Origin of the sequence: Embleya sp. NPDC005971, assembly GCF_040629175.1 — a bacterium.
Lineage (GTDB): Bacteria > Actinomycetota > Actinomycetes > Streptomycetales > Streptomycetaceae > Embleya.
Genome location: NZ_JBEXUX010000005.1, coordinates 176,128 through 202,183 on the forward strand (window position 1 = coordinate 176,128; position 26,056 = coordinate 202,183).

19 protein-coding genes and 1 tRNA gene are annotated in these 26,056 nt (G+C 70.3%); 12 read left to right on the top strand and 8 right to left on the bottom strand.

Annotation, left to right across the window (positions count from 1 at the left end):
- The first annotated feature begins 49 nt into the window (after nt 1–49).
- From ABZ374_RS07550 to ABZ374_RS07565, 4 genes are all read left to right on the top strand, one after another.
- Nucleotides 50–2,209, top strand: coding sequence for an ATP-binding protein (locus tag ABZ374_RS07550; RefSeq protein ID WP_360307599.1), 2,160 nt, complete (start codon nt 50–52; stop codon nt 2,207–2,209).
- 12 nt (nt 2,210–2,221) lie between these two features.
- A complete protein-coding gene (locus ABZ374_RS07555) occupies nt 2,222–2,938 on the top strand; it encodes a response regulator (RefSeq protein WP_360307602.1) in 717 nt (238 codons plus the stop codon).
- Nucleotides 2,939–2,985: 47 nt separating this feature from the next.
- The gene (locus ABZ374_RS07560) at nt 2,986–4,002 is read left to right on the top strand and encodes an MBL fold metallo-hydrolase (RefSeq protein ID WP_360307605.1); all 1,017 of its coding nucleotides are present in this window, start codon (nt 2,986–2,988) and stop codon (nt 4,000–4,002) included.
- A gap of 121 nt (nt 4,003–4,123) precedes the next feature.
- The gene (locus ABZ374_RS07565) at nt 4,124–5,473 is read left to right on the top strand and encodes a hypothetical protein (RefSeq protein WP_360307608.1); all 1,350 of its coding nucleotides are present in this window, start codon (nt 4,124–4,126) and stop codon (nt 5,471–5,473) included.
- Between the two features lie 199 nt (nt 5,474–5,672).
- Here the strand turns inward: ABZ374_RS07565 and ABZ374_RS07570 are convergent.
- Nucleotides 5,673–5,746 (bottom strand) — tRNA-Lys (locus tag ABZ374_RS07570).
- Between the two features lie 505 nt (nt 5,747–6,251).
- On the opposite strand from ABZ374_RS07570, the gene ABZ374_RS07575 reads away from it, so the two are divergent.
- The 4 genes from ABZ374_RS07575 to ABZ374_RS07590 all read left to right on the top strand — a co-directional run bounded on the left by ABZ374_RS07575 (nt 6,252) and on the right by ABZ374_RS07590 (nt 11,987).
- Complete coding sequence (locus ABZ374_RS07575; RefSeq protein WP_360307611.1) at nt 6,252–7,817, top strand: hypothetical protein; 1,566 nt, start codon at nt 6,252–6,254, stop codon at nt 7,815–7,817.
- Between the two features lie 74 nt (nt 7,818–7,891).
- Nucleotides 7,892–9,091: a hypothetical protein gene (locus tag ABZ374_RS07580; RefSeq protein ID WP_360307614.1), complete on the top strand. Its 1,200-nt coding sequence runs from the start codon at nt 7,892–7,894 to the stop codon at nt 9,089–9,091.
- On the top strand, nt 9,088–10,647 hold the full coding sequence (locus ABZ374_RS07585; RefSeq protein ID WP_360307617.1) for a hypothetical protein: 1,560 nt from the start codon (nt 9,088–9,090) through the stop codon (nt 10,645–10,647). The genes ABZ374_RS07580 and ABZ374_RS07585 overlap by 4 nt, the downstream gene beginning before the upstream one ends.
- Nucleotides 10,638–11,987, top strand: a complete 1,350-nt coding sequence (locus ABZ374_RS07590; protein WP_360307620.1) for an AAA domain-containing protein — start codon at nt 10,638–10,640, stop codon at nt 11,985–11,987. Before ABZ374_RS07585 ends, ABZ374_RS07590 begins: the two co-directional genes overlap by 10 nt.
- 64 nt (nt 11,988–12,051) lie before the next feature.
- On the opposite strand, the gene ABZ374_RS07595 is transcribed toward ABZ374_RS07590, so the two are convergent.
- Entirely contained in the window at nt 12,052–12,387 is a 336-nt protein-coding gene (locus ABZ374_RS07595; RefSeq protein ID WP_360307623.1) for a hypothetical protein, read from the bottom strand.
- A 385-nt stretch (nt 12,388–12,772) separates the two neighbouring features.
- A complete protein-coding gene (locus tag ABZ374_RS07600; RefSeq protein WP_360307626.1) occupies nt 12,773–13,210 on the bottom strand; it encodes a hypothetical protein in 438 nt (145 codons plus the stop codon).
- A 357-nt stretch (nt 13,211–13,567) separates the two neighbouring features.
- On the opposite strand from ABZ374_RS07600, the gene ABZ374_RS07605 reads away from it, so the two are divergent.
- Nucleotides 13,568–14,593: a hypothetical protein gene (locus ABZ374_RS07605; protein ID WP_360307629.1), complete on the top strand. Its 1,026-nt coding sequence runs from the start codon at nt 13,568–13,570 to the stop codon at nt 14,591–14,593.
- A 531-nt stretch (nt 14,594–15,124) separates the two neighbouring features.
- Here the strand turns inward: ABZ374_RS07605 and ABZ374_RS07610 are convergent.
- Nucleotides 15,125–15,790 (bottom strand): HAD family hydrolase, encoded by a 666-nt coding sequence (locus tag ABZ374_RS07610; protein ID WP_360307632.1) that lies wholly within the window; start codon nt 15,788–15,790, stop codon nt 15,125–15,127.
- 277 nt (nt 15,791–16,067) lie between these two features.
- A complete protein-coding gene (locus tag ABZ374_RS07615; protein ID WP_360307635.1) occupies nt 16,068–16,880 on the bottom strand; it encodes a phosphatase PAP2 family protein in 813 nt (270 codons plus the stop codon).
- A gap of 225 nt (nt 16,881–17,105) precedes the next feature.
- Between ABZ374_RS07615 and ABZ374_RS07620 the strand changes: the two genes are divergently transcribed.
- Nucleotides 17,106–18,242 carry a phosphotransferase family protein gene (locus ABZ374_RS07620; RefSeq protein ID WP_360307638.1) on the top strand — a complete coding sequence of 379 codons (1,137 nt, stop codon included), beginning with the start codon at nt 17,106–17,108 and terminating at the stop codon, nt 18,240–18,242.
- Nucleotides 18,243–18,485: 243 nt separating this feature from the next.
- The gene (locus ABZ374_RS07625; RefSeq protein WP_360307641.1) at nt 18,486–20,750 is read left to right on the top strand and encodes an HD domain-containing protein; all 2,265 of its coding nucleotides are present in this window, start codon (nt 18,486–18,488) and stop codon (nt 20,748–20,750) included.
- 70 nt (nt 20,751–20,820) lie between these two features.
- On the opposite strand, the gene ABZ374_RS07630 is transcribed toward ABZ374_RS07625, so the two are convergent.
- Complete coding sequence (locus ABZ374_RS07630; protein ID WP_360307644.1) at nt 20,821–21,306, bottom strand: MarR family transcriptional regulator; 486 nt, start codon at nt 21,304–21,306, stop codon at nt 20,821–20,823.
- Nucleotides 21,307–21,465: 159 nt separating this feature from the next.
- The gene (locus ABZ374_RS07635; protein ID WP_360307647.1) at nt 21,466–22,323 is read right to left on the bottom strand and encodes an enoyl-CoA hydratase-related protein; all 858 of its coding nucleotides are present in this window, start codon (nt 22,321–22,323) and stop codon (nt 21,466–21,468) included.
- 164 nt (nt 22,324–22,487) lie between these two features.
- Here ABZ374_RS07635 and ABZ374_RS07640 point away from each other — a divergent pair, with 164 nt between their 5' ends.
- Nucleotides 22,488–24,209 carry a class I adenylate-forming enzyme family protein gene (locus tag ABZ374_RS07640; protein WP_360307650.1) on the top strand — a complete coding sequence of 574 codons (1,722 nt, stop codon included), beginning with the start codon at nt 22,488–22,490 and terminating at the stop codon, nt 24,207–24,209.
- A gap of 16 nt (nt 24,210–24,225) precedes the next feature.
- Here the strand turns inward: ABZ374_RS07640 and ABZ374_RS07645 are convergent, their stop codons facing one another.
- Complete coding sequence (locus ABZ374_RS07645) at nt 24,226–25,893, bottom strand: serine/threonine-protein kinase (RefSeq protein WP_360307653.1); 1,668 nt, start codon at nt 25,891–25,893, stop codon at nt 24,226–24,228.
- Nucleotides 25,894–26,056 lie beyond the last annotated feature (163 nt).

Here is a 26,056-nt window from a genome sequence, read left to right on the forward strand (position 1 = left end):
GACAGGGCCGGAACGATGCGCGGCCTCCGGAGGAAGAGGGGTCGCACTCATGGGGCACTCGCTGCGATTCTCTCCGCAGATCCTGCGGCGCATCGGTGAAGAACTCGTCCAGCACCCGGACTACGGGGTCATGGAACTGGTCCGCAATGCCTACGACGCGGATGCACGGAACTGCCACATCCGCCTTGCCGACGCTGCCGAGCCGGGCGGCAGCCTCCGTGTGGTCGATGACGGCGACGGAATGACTGCCGAGGATCTGGCCTTGAGCTTCCTGTTGATCGGGAGTTCCGTCAAGACGCACGATGGTGCGCGGTACACGCGGTCGGGGCGGCGGAAGGTCGGAGAGAAGGGCTTGGGCCGAATCTCGGCGTTGCGCCTGGGGCACCGTGTGTCCGTCCGCACCAAGCCGCGTTCGGAACCCGGTGCCGAATACGCCCTGGACATCGATTGGGACCGCATCGACCAGGCCCAAGCAGTCGAGGACGTGCTTCACGAGGTACGGCGCACCGAAACGACAGAGGCGCCCGGTACTGAAATCGTTGTACATGACCTGCGTAAGGGCTTCGCCGAAGCGCACGCGTCCCGTTTGGCGAGGGGACTGCTTCTGGTGAGTGGGCCGCCGACGCGTGCCACCACGTTCCGTATCACCTGTGATGCCCCGGGGTTCGCCGCTCTTGAGCGCGATGTGATGAGTCCTTGGGAGCAGTTCACCGAGGCGGTGGAGTTTCGCCTGGTCGCCGAGCTTGATGAGAACGGCCAGGCCAGGGCGACGCTCTACAACTGGCGTGGCGAGCCCGAGTATCAGGGCGATCACTCCGACGTGGGACGCGGTCGTACACGGGATGCACGCGGCAAGCCCCCTGTCCTTCAGTTCCAGGCGCCGGCAGCGTTCCTGGAGGTTTGGACGTTCAACCTCAACCCCGGGGCGTCAGCTGAGCTTCGTCATGTGCAGCAGGACACCGAGGGACTGAAGTCCTGGTTGAGGCAAGTCGGCGGAATTCACCTGTTCCATCGGGGCCTTCGGGTGCAGCCGTATGGAGATCGTGGCGACGACTGGCTTGCCATCAACGTCCGAAGGGCGGGCAGTCCCGAGGGGCGTCCTTCGACAAACAACTCTTTCGGTGGAATCTGGGTCGAGGACCCTGGTGACGTCTTGCGGCCGAAGACGGACCGGAGCGGCTTCGTCGACGACGTTGCCTTCCTCGAACTACAGGCGTTTGCACGACATGCTTTGGACTGGGCGGCCGAGAAACGGCTCGACAGACGGGAGGCTCGCCGTGTCGGGAAGGTGCGCAAGACCCGGGACAAGGCCGAGGCGGCGGAAGAGGAGCTGAACCGAGTCCTCGAAGCGGCATCCGACCGCGCCCCGACACTCTTCGACAACGAAGCCGCACCTTCCGACGTAGCTCGCATCAAGATCGCCGCTCGTGACTTGGTTGCGACCAAGCAGGAGGAGATCCAGGCGCTGCGAGAAGACCTACTGCTCTACCGGACTTTGGCGACGGTGGGCACCAGCACCGCAGTGTTCGCCCACGAGTCCATCAAGCCTGCGGCTCGCATCGTCACCCTCCTCAAGTCCGTGCGAACGCGGCTTCAGCGTGTGATCACCGGCGAAGACTACGAGGCCGGATTCGCGAACCCAATCGAGAGCTCGATCAGTAGCGCCGAAACCGTCAACACCTTTGCCCGCCTGCCATTGGACTTGCTGGCCAAACGTAAGCGGCGTGCGGAGGATGTCGACGTCGACGTCGCCTGCCGGGAGACCGTGCAACTGTTCATGCCGTATCTGCGCCTGGGGCGGATCGACGTGCAACTCGACTTGGATGCCCAGCAGTCCGCAGTGCGCACAACGGTTGCGGACGTCGAATCCATCGTGTCGAACCTGCTTGCCAATGCCGCGCACGCGTTCACTCGTGAGGATGAAAGTGATCGAGATCGGATCATCCGGATCAGTACTCGCCGGGAGGGTGCCGTCGTGGCGCTGTCCGTACACGACAGCGGGCCCGGCATTCGAGGCCTGAAGGTCCACGAGATCTGGCAGCCGGGCCGAACCACGCGGGACAACGGGACTGGACTTGGTCTCACGATCGTTCGGGACATCGTCGCCGATCTCAATGGGAGCCATATAGCGCAAGAGACAGGGGAGTTGGGTGGAGCCAGTATCCTGATCGAGCTGCCTGCCACCGACGTGGTGGATACCGACACCTGACCGGGGGATCACATGGGTGTAGCCACGCTCGACCCAGGGGCCCGGATCCTTGTTCTCGACGACGACGTCGAGGATGCCGAGGCCGCAGCTGGCACCTTGCGGGATGCCGACTTCAGAGCCGATTCGCTCAGTGACAACGCGGCCGGACTGACTGTGGATTCCTTCTTGGCCGACGTCTGCGCGGGCTATGACGCCTTGGTCTGCGACCACGTGCTCAGCCGCGATCGGCGATTCGGGTTCACCGGGGCGGAATTGGTCAGTCGTGCAAATCAGCGCACAGACCGCCCGTTACCGGCTGTGCTGCTTACGAGTCATCGCGGTACCGATCAGACCGGGTCGATCAGTCGATGGTTGTCCGGCATCCCGGCCGTCGTCGACAAGCCGGAACTGACCGACGGCATCGTGCCGGCCCTCGACTACACCGTCCGCGAACTACGCGGAGACTTCAGCGAGGAGCGCCGCTGTTTCCTGACTCCGATCGAGGTGCTCGAAGTCTTCACCACTGGCGAAGTGAAACGTGCCCGAGTCGTCGTGGTGGGTTGGCACATGCAGAAGAGCGTTTGGATGCCACTGGAGCCGGCCCTGGCAGCCACCGGCCTGAACGCTGCTCAGATGGAGGGCCGTTGGCTGGAAGCGAAGGTCAACTGCAACGCGAAGCGTCCCGACGACCTCTACTACCGTGACATCACTATCGCTCCTGATCTGCCGGAGGACTGGTTCACCTCATGACTGGAGTTCGACCCCCATCTGCGATTCCCGGGACGAATGGGCTGGGGATGAGGATCCTGGATGTCGGACACGGCAACAGCGCGGTGATCTGGGATGGGACGACGTGTTCGGTCGTGGATGTGGCGCCGGGCGATCTGGTCAAGTCCGAGCTCCAGCGCCTGGGTTGCGTTAGGATCGAGCACTTGGTCGTCTCACATTCCGACAGTGACCACGCTGGCGGGGCGGGCAACGTAATCGTGGACGATGCTCGGACCATCGGCACGGTCTGGTACAACGCAGATGGCGACAAGAACACGGCGGTCTGGGAGAGGCTTCACCGCGCCATTTACACACGCAAGCGTATGGGGGGCCTGGACGGTCACCAGGCCATCCATACCGAGATCGGTCAGGAACTGCACAACGGGCGAGCCTGGCTGGAAGTCGTACATCCGAGCATCGTCATGGCTGGCACCGGACCGACCAAACGCCATCGGACGTTGGGGCGCCTCACGGCCAACACAGTCTCGGTTGTGGTCAAGGTGCACTTGGACAAGGTTCCGGCCGTGCTCCTAGCCGCCGACATCGACGCCGTTGCGTTGCGGGCGCTTGAGGAGGTCGAGAGTGACTTGTCGGCCCCCGTCCTGGTGTTTCCGCATCATGGAGGTCGTCCGGGTCACGCCGACCCGGCACGCTTCGCCGAACGAATGACACAACTGGTCGCGCCGAAGGTGGTGGTCTTCTCCATTCTCAGCGGTGGACGTACCAACAATCCGCATCCTGACGTGGTTGCAGCGGTACGCAAGGCCGCTCCGGATGCCCACATTGCCTGTACACAGGTTTCACGGCACTGCCACAGCCTCGCCGGACCCCTACCTGACGACCACTTGGCTGCCGGGGAGGCAGCGGGTCGCAGCAAAGGCCGTTGTTGTGTCGGGAGTCTGACAGTGACCAAGACCGACGCGGGACTGGAGTTCGAACCCCTTCTGCCGGAACACGCGTTGTTCGTCTCGCAGCACGTGAACGCGCCGATGTGTCGGACGCCCGTCCTGCCGATGCCGCGCGTGGGTGACGCTCCGGGCTGCTGACCTCGGACAGCCTGTATTGCCGACCGCGGTGTATCGCGGCCCCTGGATGCTGCAGAATGCGATGCACGAAGATCGACGGCGTGAATGTTGCCGGATCGCACCTGGGGACAGGGGACTGAGGGTGGGGACCGCAAAGTACGCGGAGTTCGTGTTCGGGCTATCGCAGCTCGTCGAAGACGCCGTGTCGGACCGCTGGTCACGTATCGAAGACGACGTGCACCATGCGCTCAACGGGCAGGCCGCATCCGAAGCACGTCGTCTGGTGCCTCGCGAAACGCGCCGTGCGATTGGCTGCTTCTTCACCGCAGGACTGATTCGACGCGAATTCGACACTCTTATGCGGTCGGAACATGATGGACAGGAACTCTTTTGGGACCCCACATGCGGCGCCGGTGACCTGTTGCTCTCTGCGGCCGGCGGACTGCCGTTGGCCGAAAGCCCGGCGCTGACGGTGCACAGGTGGGCTTCCCGGCTCAGGGGAACTGATCTGCATCAGCCGTTCATCGATGCTGCGCGGCTCCGTCTTCTGCTACTCGTTCTGTATCGGCATCGTGAACGTGGAGACCTTGGGGGTCTGTCCGCGATTCAGGTGGCGCGCGCGTTCCCTGGACTGACACAGGGCGACGGCTTGACTGAGCTGCGGACGGCAGCCGGGGGGCGCTCCGGACGGGCGGTCCACCTGCTGCTCAACCCTCCGTATGGACCCGCTGCCGCACCCGCTGCCTGTTCTTGGTCGACTGGTAGGACGTCTTCGGCCGCACTGTTCACTGCGGCGGCGGTGGATGTGCTCGGCCGACGAGGAAGGATGACTGCCGTACTCCCCGATGTGCTTCGCAGCGGCAGCAGATACCGAGCCTGGCGTGCCCACATCGACGAGCGCGTGTCTGTGGAAGAGATCCGTTCGAACGGACAGTTCGATGACTATACGGACATCGATGTCTTCACGATGACGGCGGTTCGTCGTACTGGTGCGGTCGTGTCGCGTGATGCCGGATGGCAGACCGGTACAGCGGGAGACGAGGGGACTGCGACCGTCGGCGATTCATTTACCGTGTCCGTTGGACCCGTCGTCGACAATCGTGACGTGCGAGAGGGTCCCCTGGTGCCGTATCTGACGGCACGCCAACTCCCTCCCTCGGATTCGATGGGAATGCCTGAGCGTACGCGTCGATTCAACGGGAAACTGCTAACGCCCCCGTTCGTGGTCGTGCGCCGCACCTCTCGTCCAGGACAGGGCGTCGGCGGACGTCCGCGTGGCGCGGGAGTTCTGGTGTTGGGTGATCAACCGTTGGCTGTTGACAACCACTTGATCACATTGGTTCCGACGAAGCGGGTGGGCCGCGGGGTGCGCCAGTGTCGAGATCTGTTGCGCACGCTCGGCAGCCCGTCGACCGCCGAGTGGCTGGACGAGCGCATTCGTTGTCGGCATCTGACGGTCTCGGCGGCAAAGTCGATCCCATGGGCTGGATGACTGGTCCGCATGTTCCGTCCCGGAGGGGAACCAGAGGCACAGCCTCGGCCGATTCCGAGGCGGAGTAGAACAGATGGTTGTCGCTCATCTGCGACGCCGGCAGATGGCCGCTCACTGGCTCATGCCACGCCCCCGCAACGACGACGAAACGGCGATGGGGCCCTCGGTGAACCGAGGGCCCCATCGCCGTTTCGCAAGGTGCGCCGCCAGGGACTCGAACCCCGGACCCGCTGATTAAGAGTCAGCTGCTCTAACCAACTGAGCTAGCGGCGCTTGCGTTGCGTGGGAAACATTAGCAGGGGTCGGCGGCGATCGAAAATCGACACCCTTCGACACTCTTGCGTCCTGCGCCGGATGGCTCAGGGGGGCGCACATGGAGCGTGACGAGGGCGCGCAAGGTCCCCCGTAGGACTTCTTTGAGGACACGGGGAGGACGCCCTTTTCCAGACATCCGCAAAGAGGTCCCCCGGCCAGTCTCACGGCGGGTACCGTCGGCATCACAGCCTGCACAGCACACCGCACGTCGTAACCGGGAGGGCCGATGGCCATGCGGCAGGGGGCCGGTCCTTCGTCCGGGAATGTCCGGCTCAAGGCCCTACGGCACTCGCATGGCTGGGTTTCCCAGCAGCAATTGGCCGACGCCTTCGAGAAGAAGGCCCTCGAATGCGGGCTTCGCCTCGGCGTCAGCGTGCGACAGGTGCGACGGTGGGAAAGCGCGGATCCGCCCTGGCCGACCCCCGATTATCAACAGGTCCTACAAGCTTTGTTCGAACGGCCGTTGACCGACCTCGGGTTCACTCCGCCATGGCAGGCCGAGCTGGCCGAGTACGGCGAGAGCTTCGTCGATCCGTCTCCCGTCGCCGAGCAACCGCCCGTCCCACCGGTGTTCCCGGCGCCCACCCGGGAAATCGGGCGGGCGCCCGAGCACGGGGAGCAGCAGGGCTACGGCGAGGCGCGCGTCCGTCGGCAGCCACCGCCCACCGGCGGACCGGTCGGCGGGGCGATGGTGGTGCCCATCGCCCCGGCCCCCGGGGGCAACCGCCAGGTGCCGCCGGCCCGCTCCGGCCCGGTGCCCCCTCCCGGCCCCGTGCCGCCCCCGCGCCCGGTCCCGCCACCCGGTCCGGTGCCGCCGCCCGGGCCCGCGATCGTGCCCCCCCGGACCTCGGTGGAGACCGGCCCCACCGTGGTCGGCGGCCGGCGTCTGGAGGGCGACGGCCCCGGTCCGCCCGGCCTGCCGGTGCGCCCGCCGCTGCGGGTGATCGGCTCGCCGGTCGCCGAGCCGCCCGCCCGCACGCTGGAGATCGCCACCCCCGCGGTGCTGCGCCAACTGCTCCGGGACACCCCCGACCCGGGCCCACTCGCGGTGCCGATGCACTCGCGGGCCGGCCGGCTCACCGTGGTCGGCGCGGACCAGTACGCGATGCTCACCCGCACCTACCGACAGATGTATTGGGTCGCCCCCGCCGCCATCGCCTACCCGTCGGTGATCGCCCACGTGCGGCTGGGCACCCAACTGCTCAACGCCCCCGGCCCCCCCCGGGCCCGCCGGATCCTGGGCGCCTCGCTCGCCGAGACCGCGATGCTGGCCGGCCGGATGGCCTTCTTCGATCTGGACCGCCCGCACGACGCACAGGACCACTACCTGGTCGCCTACCGCGCCGCCAACGAGGCCGGCGACACCCTGCTCGCCGCCGCGGTGCTCGCCCACACCGCGTTCATCCCCGCCTTCGACGCGGCCCCCTCCGCCGCGCAGGACATCCTGGACTTCGCACGCAAGACGGCTACGCGCGGTGCGCCGATGGTGATGCTCGCGTGGTTCGACGCGGTGCAGTCCGAATTCGAGTCGCTGCGCGGCACCCCCGAACGCGGGCTGCACCTGCTCGACCGGGCCGAGGACCTGCTGTGCCACCCGGACAACACCCCCACGCCGCCGTGGCTGGACTTCTTCGACGCCTCCCGGCTGTGGGGCTTTCGCGGCAAGGCCGAACTCACCGCCCGCCGGATGGACCAGGCCCAGGGCTCGCTCAACGACGCGTTGCAGAACCTGCCGCCCAACGCCGACAAACAGCGCGCGGTGATGTACGCCGACCTGGCCGAGGCGGCCTTTCAGGCCGGTCAGGTGGACGAGGCGTGCGGCCGACTGTTCCAGGCCGCCGACATGTTGCGAGTGCACTGGTATTCGATGGCGATGGAGCGGGTGCGGGTCACCCGCAAGCAGTTGGAGCCGTACAAGAACTCGGTCGCGGTGCGCCAACTCGACGAGGTGCTGGAATCGTTCAGCGAACTCGCGCCCACCGACGAGACCGGGTTCGTGGCGCTGCCCGGGGCCGACGAACAGAGCTGAATTCCCCCTGTCGGTGACATGGTCCACACTGACCCGGGACCGGACGGTTCGACGACGAAAGCCGTACACGAGACATGCGCACGACGGGTACCACCGGCGCGATCGCCGGCAGGCTGGAGCAGTTGCGCGGCACACTGCCCACCCGCAATCACAACGCACGCACGGTCGCGGCCCTCGCGGCCAATCCGGGCTGCGCCCGCCGGGGCGTGCTGGACGCGGCCGGCATCGAGAAGACCGTGCTCGCCGACCGACTCGGCTTCCCGGCCCGATACGGCGGTCGCTCGCCGTTCGCGATCGGCCGCGGCAACGTGTTCGAGGCCCGGGTCAAGGCGGACGGCGGCACCGAACTGCGTCGACTGCTCGCCGAGACGCTGGGCGCGCACCCGGACGCCGGCGCGCTGATCGACGTGGACCACGAGAGCGCCGGTCGGCCGAGCCGCGAGGAGCGGGTGGCCCGCACCCGCGACGCACTGGCCCGGGCCGCCCGCGGCGAACCGGACGCGTGCGCGATCCTGGACCACCCGCTGCTGCCGCTGGACGTGGCCGGCCGACGCGCCTACCTGGAACCGGACGCGATGGCCTGCCGGGTGGCCGGCCGGCTGTACGTGGTGGAGATCAAGTCGTTCGCGATCATCGACGGGTCCGCCGACCCGGGCAAGCTCGCCTCGGCCACCCGCCAGGCCGCGGTCTACGTGCACGCGCTGCGCCGACTGGCCGCCGAGCTGGGCCTGGACCCGGACGTGGTGGCCACCGACATCGTGCTGGTGTGCGCGCAGGACTTCTCCAATCGTCCGGTCGCCGTCGTGCTCGACGTACGGCGCGAACTGGCCACCACCCGGCGTCGGTTGGAGCGCCTGTCCGGCGTGGAGGAACTGCTCGGCGAACTGCCGGAGACGCTCACCTTCGACGTCGACGGCGAACTGGTCGGGGCGGCCGTCGCACGGGTGCCCGCCGCGTACGTGCCGGACTGTCTGTCCGCGTGCGAACTCGCGCTGTTCTGTCGGGACGAGGCCCGCGGTTGTGCTCCCGGCGGCGGCAGCGTCGGCACGCTGGGCACCTCGGTGCGCGGTGCGCTGGGCGGGATCGAGGACATCGCCGACGCACTGGCCCTGGCCGACGGCCGGCGCGCGGCCCGGCCCGGCGAGGAGGACGTGGCCCGGCTGCTCCGTCGGGCCCAGGCGCTGCGCGCCGAGGTGCTGGGGGCGGCGGAGCCCGGGTCCCGGGCGCCCGGGACCGAGGTACCGCTCTCCGAGGTGTCGGGCGGTGTCCGGTGAGCGCGATCGCCGCGCTCGGTCGGCTGCGGGCCGCCGCGACCGGGGTGGCCCAACCGGCCGCCACCGTGCGTCACCGGCATCTGTCCGCCGGGCCGCTGGTGCTGGTGCCGTATGTGCTCGCGGGCGAGGCGTTCGCGCCGTTGGCCGTGTTGGTCGGCACCGACCGGGACCGGCCGCATCTGCTCGCGGTGCCGCAACCGCGGGACCGCGACCGGCGGTTCGCACACGCGGCCGAACTGGGTCGGTTGTTGCTGCCCTACCTGGGCGCGTTCGCGGCCGAGACGGAGACGATCGAGCGGCGGAGCGAGGACCCGTACGAGCGCAGCCTGGACGCGCCGCAGGTGCTGGTGCCCACGGCGGGCGGTGTCGAGTATCTGCGCCTGCTCGGCCGGTCCACCCGATTCCGGCGCACCGACGGCGAGTTCGCGGTGGCCCAGGAGGTGCCGCTGCTCGGCCGGTGGAGCACGTGGCTCGCGGATCGGGCCGGAGTGCCCGGATCGAGTGTGCTGTTGGCGATGACCGACCTGCTCACCCAGGCGTGGGTGACCGGACAGAGCGCGCTGGAGGACGGTGACCTGGCCGCGCTGCTCGCCTGGATCGACCCGCCGGCCGGGCAGCGCGGCGATCGGGCGGCGCGTGCGGTCGAGGGTGGTCCGACCGCGGGGCCGGCGACCGATCCGGCGTTCGACGAGCGGCTGGTGCCGTTGATCGCCGCCTTCGACGACGCGGTGGCGGCGGAGCGGGACGAGGCCGCGGAGCGGGACGAGGCCGATGCGGCCGGTGGCGCCCGGACCGACCTCGGACCCCGCGGTCGGGACGCCGAGCAGGCGATCCGGGATGCGTTGGCCGCCGAGTTGTTGCCCACCTGGGATCGCGTCTGGCGCGGGGTGGAACTGCTTCGCGCACTGCCTTCGGGCGCGTCGGTGGCCGGGCGATGGGAGGCGGATCGGGCCTCGTACAGCTTCTTCGCCGCCGCGCTGGCCGACCCCGAGTCCCGCCCGCAGCCGCGCGTTCCCGGAGCGATCTCGGCCGCCGCGCAACTCGCGGGCAGGGAACGGGCGCAGGCCCGACTGGATGCCGAACAGGTGCGCGACGACCCGCTGTTGATGGCCGCCGTCCGGCTCGCGGGCGAGGCGTTCCGGGGCGAGTTGGGCGCGGTGGACGCCGAGCGCATGGTCGCCGAGCCCGGGAAGAAGACCGCCCGCCCGCGTCCGATGTTGACCTTCGCCACCGACGACGAACCGCTGTTCGGGCCGGGCACCGACCTCGCGTGCGTCGAACGCCCGGACGCCAAGGCGCGGGTCCTGGCCACCGAGCCCGGTCGGGTCGTACTGGAACTGCGCGGTGGCATGGGCGGCGGCAAGGCACCCAAGCCGGGCAGCGTGCCCGAAGTGGGCGAAGTCCTTTGCTGGACCTCGCTGATCGCCGAATTCCGGCGCGGCCCGGACTGGCCCGACGTCGAGGACACCCCGTGGACGCACGGCGGCCCGCCGCCCGTGCCCGAACCGGAGGCCGCCCCGGAGGCGGACGACGACGCGTTGGAGGATTGGTCGTGACGGCTGTGGCCACCGTTCGTCCCGAAGGCGACCCGGCCGCGCTTGCCGCCGCCGCGACCGACGCCGTGCTCGCCGATCTCGCCTCCGGCGCGCATCGCGGTGTGGTGGTCGACTCGCCGCCCGGCGCGGGCAAGTCGACGCTGGTGGTGCGCGCGGCGGGGGAGTTGGCCCGGGGCGGCGAGCGGCTGATGATCGTCGCGCAGACCAACAACCAGGTGGACGACCTGCTGGTCCGGCTGGTCGAGGAGCACCCGGGGTTGGCCGTGGGCCGGTTGTCCGCCACCGGGTATCGGCTGCCGCCCGCGCTGGTGGGCAGCTCGGTGTCGAACGCGGAGAAGGCCGAGGCGCTGGACGCGTGTGTGGTGGTGGTGGCCACCGCCGCCAAGTGGGCGCTCGTGCAGGATCGGCGTTGGCCGTGGGCGATCGTGGACGAGGCGTACCAGATGCGGTCGGACGCGCTGCTGCTGGTGGCCCGACTGTTCGACCGGGCGCTGTTCGTCGGCGACCCCGGCCAACTCGACCCGTTCGCCACCGTGGACACCTCGCGCTGGCACAGCCTGAGCTACGACCCCTCGCAGAGTGCGGTGGTGGTGCTCCGACGGCACAACCCGGACCTGCCGGTGCATCGACTGCCGGTGTCCTGGCGGTTGCCGGCGAGCGCGGCGCCGCTGGTGTCCGAGGCGTTCTACCCGTTCACCCCGTTCCGTTCCGGCACCGGTCCGGGCGAGCGGCTGCTGCACTTCGGTGCGGCGGTCGAACACGACGCGTACGACGCGGCCGTGGACGTTGCGGCGAAATCCGGCTGGGGCCTGCTGGAGTTGCCCGCGCGGTTCACCGCGGCCGCCGACGAGGAGGCGGTTCGGGCGGTCGCCACGCTGGCCGCGCGGCTGCTCGCGCGGGGCGGGACCACGATCGGCGAGCGCACGCCGGACGGGGTGCCGCTGGACGCGTCCCGGATCGCGATCGGGGTCAGCCATCGCGAGCAGCGGGCCCGGATCGAGTCGGCGCTGCGCGACCTGGGTGCGGCGGACGTCGTGGTGGACACCGCGAACCGGCTCCAGGGCCGCGAGTTCGACGTGACCGTGGTGCTGCATCCGCTGTCCGGTCGGCGCGACGCGACCGAGTTCCACCTGGAGACCGGCCGGTTGTGCGTGCTGGCCTCGCGGCATCGGCACGCGTGCCTGGTGGTGGCCCGGGCGGGCATCCCCGACCTGCTCGACGCGCATCCCACCGCCGACCCGGTGCACCTGGGCGTGCCGGTCAGCTTCCCGGACGGCTGGGAGGCGAATCAGGCGGTATTGGCCGAACTCGCCCGGCACCGGGTCGCCCTGCCCGGATGAACACATCCGAACGCCGGCCGGGCCGAGCCCGACCGGCGTTCACGGCCCGGAATCCGCGCCGGCGCTACTCGCCGCGCTCCAACAACAACTTTCGGCCGTGCTCGATCATCTTCGCCGTGTACTCCTCGCCCCAACCCGCCCGCGCCGCGACCTGAGCCGTCGTCAGATGGTCGAAGCGATTCGGATCCGCCATCCGCGCCACGGCCATCGCCTGATAGTCCACCGCCCGGTCGGCCGCCGCGCGAAACGCCTCGGCCAGGTCCGTCGAGCGGGCCAGCACCTCCTGGGGATCGGTCAGATCGTCCAGGTCGAAGAAGCGTTCGTCGGGCGGCTCGGGTACCGCGGGCTCGAACAACAGCGGCGCGGGCCGCATACGGGGCTTGCGCGACTCGGACGGCATGCGCGGATTCCTTCCGACAGTGCAGACGTGCTGACGACGAATACGGACGGGGGGAGCAACGGGATCGGCCGAAACCGGCCCGCAAGATCCCGCGCCCTTGCCATTGTCGCCAACCGGACGCCATCCGAAAGACCCTTGCCCGAAAGAGGGACGACAGCCCGGGACCCGCGCCGATAAACCCCGAATCGGGGGTGTCGACCCGGTACCGCCGGGTGGTTTCGGCGGCCGGTAAACCTCGCGGAGCCGGTCCGGACAAGCGGATGCGCCCCCTCGCGCAGTGGCGAGGGGGCGCATCGCGTCTTACCGGTACCGGCCGGGTCGAGCAGGTATTGGGGGAGCCGCTCGTGATGTCAGGTCCCCGACCGGTACGTCCTGTGGGGCGACTTCAGATCGCCTGTTGGTGGCGCTCGGCGAGCGCGCGGGCGGCCTCGGCGATGGCCGCGCGCACGTGCCGCAGCGTCGTCAGGCGGTTGTCGGGCGTCGGCGGTACGAGCCACACCAGCGGTCCGTCGTTCTGCTCCGGGGGCGGCGGGAAGGTGATCCACGCCCCCCGCCCGTGGTGGCGCGGGCCGAGCCGGCGCTCGCGCGGCCGCATCGGCATCACCGTGGTCGGCGGTACGAGGAAGCCGATCCGGCGGTAACGGCGGTCGAAGATGACCGGGCCGACCGGCACGCGGTGTGCGTGCAGCGTGGCCAGGGCCTCGCGGCCGAGTCGGTCCTCCACCTCGATCACGTCGAACGTCTCGCCGGCCGCGACCAGGCGAGGGGCGTACGGGTTCCGAAGCGCGTCCTGCGGCAGCGCTGCCAGCGTCGTTCGGTTCACGTCGGCGTCCATCGGTGAGGCGGTCCTCTCGTTTCGTCTGGAAACGGAATCGTCCTCGGGGGCCGGGAGGTCCTCGAAGCGTCCTCTTCGTCCTGCACGAGCCCGAAGCGTCCGACTTTCGGGGCGTCCGCTTCTGCCTTAGATGCAACCAGGTCGGCACACCGTGTGACGAGGCCCGCGGTGGGACTCCTGCAGGACGCGCTGAGGACTCTTGCCGCTCTAACGGGCTAGAGGCATGACGCCGCAGGTGGGACGGGGTCACGATCGAGATCCAGCACGGAGCGGTCGGGCCCGGTGTACCGCGTGATCGGGTCCACGCAGTCATGTCCGTCACCACGACGCGTATGGGAGGACGCGGTGCAACGACGAACCTTTCTGGCCGGCGCCGCCGTCGCCGGCCTCACCGCCAAGAGTTCCGCTTCCGCCGCATACGCCTCCTCGGGGTCGGCGGCCTCTCTCCCCGATCCCACCGCCTATGTCGCCACCACCGCCCGGCTCCGGTCCCGCTACTGGATCGAGGAACCCGGGCGGTTGCTTCCGGTGGTGGCCGAACACGCCCGCAACGGTGCCCGGCTGCTGGCCGAGGGGCCGGAGGGGGCGCACTATTCCGCGATCGCGGAGACCGCGTTGCTCGCTTCGCGGATCGCCTTCTTCGACCTGAGCCTGCGCGGGCCGCATGTGCGGCGCTGGCAGGACCTCGCGCTGGACGCGGCGGACCGGGGCCGGGACGGCTCGTTGGCCGCCGCCGTCCTCGGACACATGGCGTTCGCGCCCGCCTGGACCGGGCGGGGCGCGGAGGCCCGGGACACGCTGGCCGCCGCGCGCGAACGCACCACGAGCGGCGACGCCGGGCCGACGCTGCGGGCGTGGTTGGACGCGATCGCGGCCGAGGCGGAGGTCCGGCTCGGCACACCGGACGCGGCCTTCCCGCTGCTGGATCGTGCCGCCGATACGTACGCGCCGCCGGAGACGCCCGGGTCGTGGACGGCGGACGGGCCGCCGGCCTGGCTGGACTGGTTCTCCGCGGCCCGTCTGGAGGGCTTCCGGGGGGCCGCGGAGGTGGCGGCCGGGCGCTCGGCCGAGGCGCGGGCCAGTCTGGAACGCACACTCGCCGGATTGCCGGCGGACAGCCACAAGCAGCGGGCGATGACGCTGGCCGAACTGGCCGCGACGGCGGTCGGGGCGCGCGAGCCGCAGGATGCCTGTCGGCTGTTGGAGGAGGCGTTGGATCTGGTCGGTGTGCAGGGGTATGCGACGGCGGTGGATCGTATGCGCACGGTGCGGGCTTCGCTGGCGCCGTGGGCTCGGGAGTCCTTCGTCCGGGAGATCGACGATCGCCTGCACTCGGGCGGCGGGGCGCGGGCGGAGGAGGGCTCGGCGTGACCATGGTCGGCGCCTCGGGTGGCCTCAAACGCCGGCCGGGCTGGGTTCGCCTCATGCGCCGGCGGGGCTGAGTGGCCTCAAGCGCCAGCCGGGCTGGTTCGCCTCATGCGCCGGCGGGGCTGAGTGGCCTCAAACGCCGGCCGGGCTGGTTCGCCTCAAGCGCCGGCCGGGCTGGGTTCGCCTCATGCGCCGGCGGGGCTGAGTGGCCTCAAACGCCGGCCGGGCTGCTTGGCCTCAAACGCCGGCCGGGCTGGGTTCGCCTCATGCGCCGGCGGGGCTGAGTGGCCTCAAGCGCCGGCCGGGCTGGTTCGCCTCAAACGCCGGCGGGGCTGAGTGGCCTCAAGCGCCGGCCGGGCTGATTTGCCTCATGCGCCGGCGGGGCTGAGTGGCCTCAAGCGTCGGCCGGGCTGTGTGGCCTCGGGCGTCGGCGAGGTTGAGTGGGTTGGCCGCAGGTGCCGGTCGGGGTGGAGTCTGTCGGGCCGGCCGGGCTCGTTGGTTTGTTGCCCGGCCGGTTTGTGTTGGGGTGGCCGGTCAGGGTTCCGTGATGCCGTTGATGCGGGCTACTGCGGCGGGGAGTTCGCCGAGGGATTCCAGGCGTAGGTCGGTGACCGCGAGGAGTTCGGGGTCGTCGGCGGTGAGGTAGCCCCAGGGGCCGCGGCGGACGTGGGCGGTGCGGAGGCCGGTGAGGTGGGCCGGGCGGACGTCGTTGTCGAGGCGGTCGCCGACGTAGAGGATCTCCTCGGCGGGGCACGGGCACTCGGCCACGAGGCGCTCGAAGAAGGCGGGCTCGGGCTTGCTGATGCCCCAGTCGTCGGAGGTCGCGAGCAGGTCCACGCCCAGGTCGAGGCCGCGCAGGATGACGCCCGCGTTCACGGTCTGATTGCCGACCACGCCGAGCCACAGGCGCTGGTCGCGCAGGGCCTTCAGGCACGGTCGGGTGTCGGCGTAGAGGTCTTCCTCGCCGAACCATTCGGGAAAGCCCGCCGCGGTGCGCGCGGCTCGTTCCGCGGTCAGGTCGAAGCCGGGCCGAAAGCGCTGGAACACCTCGCGATAGTCGAGGCCCTGCGCGATCACCGCCCCGAAGGTGGCCGCGAACGTGTGTCGGGGCACTCCGAGCCAGTCGGCCCACGTGCCGTATTCCCGCGTTTCGTCGACCAGGGTCTCGCCCACGTCGAACACCACGGCGCTGATTCGCATTACCGCTCCCCGCTGTCGTCGCCTGCCGGCCCCGTCTCCGGTTCGCCGTACCCTCCGTCCACCATGCGGGGTCCGGGCCTGTCAGGCCGAGCCCGACCGGGTTCGTCCGCCGTTGTGGCGGATTGTCCGATCGGCATGTGCCCGATGACGGAATCCTTGCCGTTGCCGGGCGCGGGAACACCCAGAAGGTACCGCTTGCCTGGGAGGCAAGCGACGTTCGGAAGTCGTATCCGGCCGATCTTGATCGAAATCGTTTTTCGATCGCGATTCGGCGTGATCAAGCGGCGTTTCTTTGATCGACCTCGATCGGTTGAACAGACTTTTCCGACCCCGCTCGGCGCATCGCCACCCCGTTGCGTACCCGGTCCACGCCGCGCAGGACCCACGGCGACGCGAGCGCGCCCAGCCCCATCACCGCGAGTCCCGCGACCACGTCCGCGAGGTAGTGGTTCGCGGTGCCCAACACCACCACGACCACGAAGAGCGGGTACAGCACGCCCAGGACCCGCAGCCCCCGACCGCGACCGTGCCGCCACAACTGCCACCCGCACCACGCGGCCCAGCCGACGTGCAGGGACGGCATCGCCGCGTACTCGTTGGTCATGTGCTCCATGCCGCGCGGCGCACTCGCGCCCTCGCCCCACCAGCCCCAGGACGCGAAGTGCGCCATGGTGTCGGTGAAGCCGTCGATCATCCGCGGCGGCGCGGTCGGGAAGAGCATGAAGCCCGCCAGCGAGACCACGGTCGCGATCGCCAGCGTGGTGCGCGCGCCCCGGTAGCGCTCCGGTCGGGACCGCCACAGCCAGAACAGCACCAGCGGGGTCACCACGTAGTGCAGCGTCGCGTACGCGTAGTCGCAGACCACGCCGATGAACACGTGGTTGGTGACGACCTGGTTGAGCAGCCGTTCGGGATCGAGGTGGGTGAGCGATTCGACGTGCAGTATTCGCTCGGCGTTGCGCATCGCGGCGTCCACGTCGCCGCGGACCACGAGCCGACTGAGCGAGTACGCCTCGTACAGCACCGCGATCAGCAGCAACTCGGTCCACCAGCGCGGGCGCCGGCGGACCGTGGTGGGGGTTGAGGGCATCCGTCCAGTCTGCAACACCCGTTGCCCGAACCCGGCACCGCGTCCGAGGGATCCCGGCCGATGCCCGCTCTCGCGGCCATTGATGACACGTGTCACACATGATAGAACGTGTTTCACTTTTGTGGCGGGGCAGGGCAGCCGCCGACAACAGGGCGGGGACCGGACGTCGGCAGGGACGCCCGGCCGCGCCGGTCGCACCTTGCGACATGGATACCGGAGGTTGTCGTGTCCGACTCCGACGAGGTCACCCGTCCGCAGACGAGTACGCGGGACCTGGCGACGGTGCACGATCAACTGCTCGCCTGGTTGACCGGCCGCCTGCCCGAGGGCGCGGCGCCGGAGATCTCCGAGCTCAAGGCCCCCTCCGGCAACGGCATGTCCAGCGAGACGCTGCTGTTCGACGCGACCTGGACCGTGGCCGGCGAGCGCCGCACCGAGCGCTGTGTGGTGCGGATGCGGCCGTCGATGGACGCCAAGCCGGTCTTCCCGACCTACGACCTGGACAAGCAGTACGCGGTACTGACCCTGGTCGGCGAGCGTTGTTCGATCCCGGTGCCCGCGCTGCTGTGGAACGAGCCGGACGAGGGTCCGCTCGGCGCCCCGTTCTTCGTGATGCGCCGGGCCGAGGGCGCCGCGCCGCCGGACGTGATGCCGTACACGATCGACGGCTGGATGCTCGCGGCCACGCCCGAGCAGCGCCGCCGGCTCCAGGAGGAGTCCGTCGCCGTCGTCGCCGCGATCCACGAAATCGCCGTGACTCCCGAGGAACTGGCCTTCCTCCAGTACGACGGTGCCGGGGAGACCGCGCTGCGCCGGCATCTGGACGACCTGCGCGCGTTCTACGAGTGGGGCATCGAGGGGCAGCGCGTCCCGCTCCTGGACCGTGCGTTCGCCTGGCTGGAGGACAACTTCCCGGTCGAGGTCGGCCCGGACGTGATCAGCTGGGGCGACGCACGGATCGGCAACATCCTGTACGTGGACTTCGAGCCGACCGCGGTCCTGGACTGGGAGATGGCCGCCGTCGGCCCGCGCGAGCTGGACATCGCCTGGATGATCTTCATCCACGCGTTCTTCCAGGACATCGCCACCCGCTACGGGATGCCGGGCCTGCCCGACCTCATGCGCACCGAGGACGTGTGCGCCCAATACGAGAAGCTCACCGGTTACGCACCGCGCGACATGCGGTACTTCGAGATGTACGCGGCGGTGCGGCACGGTGTGGTGATGGCCCGCATCGCGCACCGTCAATGGCACTTCGGCGAGCGTGAGCAACCGGCCGACCTGGACGAGACGGTGCTGCACCGCGGCCTGATCGAGGCGATGATCGCCGGCACCTACTGGGAGCGCGCCGACGGGAACTGACGCCCGGTCATCGCGACCCGCACACCCGTCGCGCGCCGGGTGCGCCCCCCGAGCCCGGCGGGTGCGCACCCGGACAAGATCCCGAGGGGTTAGGCTGGCCTCTTCACCATCATCCGAAACGGGCGCCGTGATCCGTGCGGGTGATCGTGTGTGACGGGCGACATCACGCGGACACGGTCCGTGTTGTTGTCGGTAGCATGAATCACCGGGGGCGACTCCGGGGGTAGCTGCCGGAGGTGCCGCATGACGATCGGGGGACTCGACCCGCCGGCCGGTGCGGGTGTGCCCAAGGGTGCGCCGCGAGCCGAGGGTGACGTTCCGAGCCGGAGCATGTCCGACCGCGTCGGACGACTCTCCCGCCGGCCTGTCCAACAACCCATCCAACGACTGGGTCTGGCCGCGGTCACCTTCCTCACCGGAAGCCGCCGACGCACGCCGGACGCGGTCGAACCGCTGCTCCAGGTGCATCGGGTGCACCACCCGAAGGCTGACGTGACGGCCATTCAGGAGGCGTACGCGGTCGCGGAGTTGTCCCATCGCGGGCAAATGCGCAAGAGCGGCGAGCCGTACATCACCCACCCGCTCGCGGTGGCCACCATCCTGGCCGAGCTGGGCGCGGACAGCACGACGCTGGTCGCGGCGCTGCTGCACGACACCGTCGAGGACACCGACCTGACCCTGGAAGAGGTCCGCGCGGCGTTCGGCGACGACGTCACGCACCTGGTCGACGGGGTGACCAAGCTGGAGCGGGTCGACCTGGGTGACCGGGCCGAGGCCGAGACGATGCGCAAGATCATCGTGGCCACCGGCCGGGACCTGCGGGTGACGGTGATCAAGCTGGCCGACCGGCTGCACAACATGCGCACGATCCGATATCGCCGCCGGGCCAGCCAGATCCGCACCGCCGAGGCCACGCAGGAGGTGTTCATCCCGCTCGCCGAGCGGTTGGGCATCCACGTGCTCAAGTCGGAGCTGGAGGACATCGTCTTCGCCACGCTCCGGCCCGAGGAGCACGCCGCGACCGCGCGCACCGTCGGCGCGAGCCAGGCGGCCACCGACGAGGCCGTGTCCAAGCTGTGCACGACCGTCAAACGCGCGCTGCGCGATGCCGGGATCGAGGCGGAGGTATCGCCGCGCGCGCGGCACCACGTATCCGTACGCCGAGTACAAAAGCGGCGCGGGCGCGAGGAACTGGGTCCGTTCGACCTCTCCCGGCTGATGATCGTGGTGGACGCGGACACCGACTGTTACGGCGCGCTCGGCGTACTGCACACCTGCTGGTCGCCGATCGCGGGCGAGTTCAAGGACTACATCGCCACCCCCAAGTTCAACCTCTACCAGTCGCTGCACACCGCGATCACGCTGCCCGAGGGCGACAAGGTCGAGGTGCTCATCCGTACCCGGCGCATGCATCGCCTGGCCGAGTTCGGCGTGGTCGCGCACACCGGCAAACCGGACACCGGGCCGGACGCCCCCGAGCAGCTCGCGTGGCTGCACCGACTGCTCGCGTGGCAGGGCGGCATCCCGGACGCGCACGTCTTCTGGAGCTCGCTGACCGCCGACCTGTCGGCGGACCGCGAGCTCCTGGTGTTCACCCCCGGTGGCCGCCCGCTCACCCTGCCCGCCGGGTCCACGTGTGTGGACGCGGCCTATGCGATCGACGAGCAGACCGGCCACCGATGTATCGGCGCGCAGATCAACGGCCGCCTGGTGGCCCTGAGTTCCGTCCTGGCGGACGGCGAGACGGTGTCCATCATCACCGCCCCTCCCGGCGCCGCGGCACCGTCCAAGGAATGGCTCTCGTTCGTCCGCAGCCCGCTGGCCCGAGTCGCGATCGAAGCCTGGCTGGCCAAGTACCCGCAGGGCCTGGAGGGTCGGATCGACCCCCTGCTGGCCCCGCCGCTGGGCAATCTGGCCGCCGCCGGCGAGGCCGCCCAGAGCGCACCCGCGACCGTCCCGGCCCCGGCCGGGCCCCCCGGCGACGCCGCGCAGGCCCCGGTACGGACCAGGCGCCCACTGTCCGACCCCGGCGAGGCCGTGGTCAGCGTGCCGGGATCGCCCGGAGCGCCGGTGCGACTGGCCCGCTGCTGCACCCCGGTCCCGCCGGACGAACTCGCCGGCTTCGTGATCCGCGGCGGCACCGTCGCGGTCCACCGGGCCGACTGCACCAACGTGCAACAGATGCGCCGCGCGGGCCGCGACGTGGTCGCCGCGTCGTGGCTGCCGCACCAGGCCGACCAGGGCTACCGGGTCACCGTGCAGATCGAGGCCCTGGACCGCCCCCGGCTGCTCGCCGACGTGACCGCCGCGATCGACGCGGAGGGCGCCGACATCACCTCGGCCTCGATCGCGCCGCCGCAGCAGATGCGCGTACGCCAGACCTACACGATCCGCCTGGCCGACCTCGCGACGCTGCCGAAACTGTTGCGGGCGCTGCGCCGAGTCCAGGGCGTCTACGACGTATACCGGGCCCGTCCGCGGGTGCACCCCAGGGTGGCGGACAACTAGGCCCGGTCCGGTGGGGCCGCGCCGCCCGACCGGCAGAGCCCAGGGCGGGCCGTCCGTCCGGGCGGCCCGACTACTGCTGCGGTTGTTGGTGCTGTTCCCGCCGTCCCGGTGCGGCGGGTTCGGCCGTGTCGCCGCGCAGGATGTCGTTGAACCGGGCCAGGTGGTCGGCGAGGGCGCCCAGTTCCTCCTCGGGCCAGGAGGCGAACCGTTCCGCCATCACCGCGAGGCTGCGTTGGCGGGCGTCGGCCAGCCGCAGGTGGCCGGCGTCGGTGAGGGTGATCAGGTGCGACCGGCGGTTGCCGGGATCGGTGGTCCGGGTGATCAGCCGGGCCTCCTCGAGCGCGGTGAGCTGTCGGCTGATGGTGGTCTTGTCCAGGCTCAGCCGGCAGGCGAGTTCCTTGCCGGTGGAGGTGCCGCGTTCCTCCAGGTGGGCCAGCAGGTGGTATTCCGCCTGGGTGATCCCCGCCGCCTGCAACGGGGGAGCCATCAACAGCCGAATCAGCCGGGTGGCCGCACCGACCTCACGGACCACTCGCCGCTCAACGCTCTCCGACATCGCCTTGCTCCTCAACCGCCACGCGCCCTGAATGTGCGCCAAGAGTGCCCGAAACAGTTGCAAAACACAACAAGCTGTAAGGGCCATCCGAGTGCGGCCCCCGACACACCCCCGAACACACCCCGGGCGGCCCCGGACCGGCGGGTGCACCGCGCGCGGTCAGGGCAGGCCGGGCAGGTCCGGGAGGTCGGTGCCGACCCGGAGAGGGAAGTCGGGCCGGCGTTTTTCCAGGAAGGCTTGCACACCCTCCCGGACGTCGGCCGAGCCGCCGGTCCAGTGCAGCGCGCGGGACTCGTGCAGGTGGGCGGTTTCCGGGTCGGGGACGGTCTGCATGCCCCACAACAACCGCCGGGTCAGGGCGATGGCCACCGCCGGGGTGTTCTCCGCGATCGTGCGGGCCACCTCGCGAGCACGCGGGAGCAGGTCCTCCGGCGGCACCGCCTCGCGGATCAGGCCGGCCTCCTTCGCCTCCGCCGCGTCGAAGACCCGGCCGGTGAAGCACCATTCGAGGGCCCGATCCAGACCCACCACCCGCGGCAGGAACCAGGTCGAACACCCGTCGGGGGTGATCCCGCGCCGGGCGAAGACGAAGCCGAACCGGGCGGCCGAGGAGGCGATCCGGATGTCCATCGGCAGCGTCATGGTCGCGCCCACGCCCACCGCCGGACCGTTGATCGCCGCGATCAGCGGCTTCTTCGAGCGGTACATCCGCAACACCAGTCGCCCGCCGTCGTCGCGGAACGCGTCCGCGTCGTCCACCGCGTCCTCGAATCGGCGCGCGTGTACGCCCGGGTCGAACGAGTCGGCGCCCAGCTCCAAGTCCGCTCCCGCGCAAAAGGCCCGCCCGCTTCCGGTGAACACCACCACGCGGACCTCGTCGTCCGCGTCCGCCCGGTCCAACGCGTGCGAGATCTCCTGCCGCATCCGGTGGGTGTACGCGTTCAGCCGCTCCGGCCGGTCCAGCGTCACGGTCAGCACGTTGTCCTCGACCGACGTCGAGATCTGCTCGTAGTCCACGCAAGCTCCCCGGTTGGCGCACGTGCCGGTGGTACCCGTTCGGCCACCCTGCCGGGTGATCATGTCGATTGCCAGGGTTCCCGCAGTGCGATCTCCGCACTAGCTTTGATGGGCTCCTACCCCGGTACCAGTCGCGCGCAGCGTGCAGGAGGTGGACCCACCGGATGCTGGATCGGACACAGGCCCTGGCCGAACTCACCGGACCCGAATCGGCCTACGCGATCGAGAGGGTCGTCCACGACGGCATCCCCTGGCGGGTCCTGAGCAAGGCCCCGCCGACGCTGCGCGCGGTCTTCGAGGACCTGGCGGCGTACGGGACCCGGGACGCGCTGGTCGCCGACGGCGAGCGGATCGACTACGCCGAGCAGCATCGACTGGTCGCCCACCTGGCCCGGTTCCTGGCCGTCGAGTGCGGTGTGCGGCGCGGCGACCGGGTGGCCATCGCGATGCGCAACCACCTCGAATGGCCGCTCGCGTTCTGGGCGACCCAGGTGATGGGCGCGGTCGCGGTGCCGCTCAACGCGTGGTGGACCGCCGACGAGCTTCGGTACGCCGTCGAGGACTCCGGCAGCACGGTGCTGATCTGCGACGGCGAACGGGCCGAGCTGATCCGCGGGCACCTGGATCCGAGCACGGCGCCCGAGGTGCTGGTGGTCCGTCCCGAGGAGCCGCCGGTCGCGGGCGAGCGGGACCTGTCCGCGCTGCTGCGCACCTTCACCGGCGAGTGCGCGCTGCCGGCGCAGGGGCCGCAGCCGTTCGACGACGCGACCATCCTGTACACCTCCGGCACCACCGGGAGGCCCAAGGGCGCGGTGGCCACGCACCACAACCACACCACCAACCTGCACACGATGCAGCTCGTGAAGGCCATCGGGCTGGCCCGACTGGGCCTGCCCACCGCCGAGTTGGCCAAGGGGCCGGCCGTGTTCGAGGAATCGGGCGCGGGGCTGCCGACGCCGAGCAATCTGCAGGTCTACCCGTTCTTCCACATCGCCGGACTGGCCGGGCTGTACATCGGTGCCGCGCAGGGCGCCAAGCTGTGTCTGCTGCACCACTGGGACACCGCCACGGCGCTGGAGTTGATCGAGACCGAGCGCATCACCACCGCCAACATGGTGCCCACGCTGCTGCGCCGGCTGGTCGAATCACCGCTGCGGGCCGGGCGCGACCTGTCCAGCCTGACCAGCCTGGGGACGGGCGGCTCGCCGGTGCCGCCGGACCTGGTCGGGCGGGTGGGCGCCATGTCCGGCAACCCCATCGTGCCGTTGAACGCCTACGGGATGACCGAGACCACGTGCGTGGTGGTGGCGAATTCGGGCGACGACTACCACGCCAATCCGGACAGCGTCGGCCGGCCGGTGCCCACGGTGGATCTGCGGGTGGCCGATCCGCTGACCGGCCAGGAGTTGCCGACCGGGCAAACCGGGGAGATCCGCTTCCGCGGCCCGCAGGTGGTGCGCGGCTACTGGAACCGGCCGCGGGAGAGCGAGGAGGCGTTCCCGGACGGGTGGTTCCGCACCGGGGACCTGGGCTACGTCGACGCCGAGGGCCTGTTGTACGTGGTGGACCGGCTCAAGGACGTGATCATCCGCGGCGGCGAGAACGTCTACTCGGCCGAGGTCGAGGCGGTCCTGTTCGAGCATCCGGCCATCGCCGACGTCGCGGTGGTCGGGGTGCCGCACCACGATCTGGGCGAGGAGGTGGCCGCCGTGGTCCGGCTGCACGTGGCGGGCGCGGTCACCGCGGCCGAACTGCGCGGGCACGTGGCGCGCCGGCTCGCCGCGTTCAAGGTGCCCACGCTGGTGCGATTCACCGAGCGGGCGCTGCCGCGGAACGCGGTGGGCAAGGTACTCAAGCGCGAACTGCGGGACATGCTGACCCTGTGACGCCAAGCGCGTTGCCTCACGCCTCGTCCCGGAAGCCGTAGCCGTCGAGGCGGTGCTCCCAGTAGGTGAGGTCGTCCCAGACCTCGATGACCAGCTCGTGATTGGGGCCCAGCACCCGGATCACGTCCGGGACGAGCGCACGCAGGTGCAGCACCGCGCCGACGAAGTTGCCCGCCTCGCCGTCCCGGCGAGCCCGTTCGCGGCGCACCCGCAGGGTTTCCAGGTGGTCGGTGCCCAGTACGTGGACCTGGTCCTGGAGCAGGTTCTTCAACAACTGCGCCGCCTCGGCCGGCCGGCCCGCCTCCCCGGTCCAGTGCGCCAGCGCCCGCCGGGCCCGCAGCGTGTCCGGGGACAGCGCGCCGCGCAACCGCCCGCCGTCGGAGATCACCCCGCGCAGCAGCGTGATCGCCGCGAGTGGGTCCCCGTCCTTGCCCAGCCGCGCGGCCAACTGCTCGCGCAGCAGCAGGGTATCCGGGTGGTCCACGCCGAACGCGCGCATGCGCTGCCCGAGTTCGGCCCGCAACACCTGCAGCGAATCGCTCGCGCGGACCGGGCGCGAGTCGGTCGTCTCGGAGACCAGCCGGACCGGCAGGTCCTGGGTCGGCTGCGGATCCATCGACGCGATCGGGTCCGAGGCCGGTATCCCCCACGGCTGCGGCGCGAGGTTGCGCGGTGGTACGACCGACAGCTCCAACAGTCGATCGCGCACCTCGGCCGCACTCGCCGGGCGGTTCTCCGGTCGTTTGGCGAGCAGCGCGAGCACGAGCGCGGCCAGGTCCTCGGGCACCTCCAGCCGGGTGTTGCGGACCGACTCGGGCGGCCGCTGCAAGTGGGCGGTCATCATCGAATGCGGCCGATCCAGGCCGAACGGCGGCGCACCGGTCAACAACTCGTGCAGCACGCAGCCGACGCTGTACAGGTCGGCCCGGCCGTCGATGCGACCGCCGAGGATCTGCTCGGGCGACATGTAGGCGGGTGTGCCGATCATGCTGCCGGGCATCGTGATGCCCGCGCGCGAGGAAACCTTCTCCATGTAGCGCGCTATGCCGAAGTCGAGCACCTTGACCACGCCGCGCGAGGTCACCATGACGTTCGCGGGCTTGATGTCGCGATGCAGCACGCCGCCCGCGTGCGCCACGTCCAGGCCGTCGCAGAGTTGGATCCCCCAGCCGACCACATGCCCCAGGGGCAACCACGCGCCGTCCGCGACGAGCTGGGCCATCGAGCGACCGGTGATCAGCTCCATCGCCAGGTACATGACCTTGCCGTCGGTCCGGCGCAGGTCGCCCGGTCCCGGGCCGAGCGCGGAGGTGATCTGCGCGTCGTGGTGCACCGTCTCGGCCTCGTGGGTGAACACCCGGGTCGCGGGATCGAGCCGTTCGTGATCGCCCGGCTCCGACTCGGTCGCCCCGGTCGCCCCGGGAGCGGTGCGGTGTTCCACGACCGCCTTCCGGCCCTGGTCGTGCACGACGATGATGTTCGGCGAGGACAGCCCGCCGACGATGATCGCCTCCCGGCCGAATCGGTCCACGTTGTTGTTGGACGCCCCGAACGACTCCTTGAGCACCTTGACCGCGACGAACCGTTGCATCTTCTGGTCCCAGGCCCGCCACACGGTCGCGTTGCCTCCCGAGCCCAGCCTCTTGTCCAGCCGGTATCGGCTGCCAAGCCACAACTGAGCCACCGCAAACGCCTCCCCGTACGCGCCGTATGGATGTGATTCTTTCGTAGCAGCGTGCGTGCGGGGAACGGTATGCGACATCACCACTCGGACGCGGATCGGGTCGGCCGCACGGGGCTCGCCGAGACCTTCGATCACCTGCGGTGACGACCGCTACTGTCGAGGC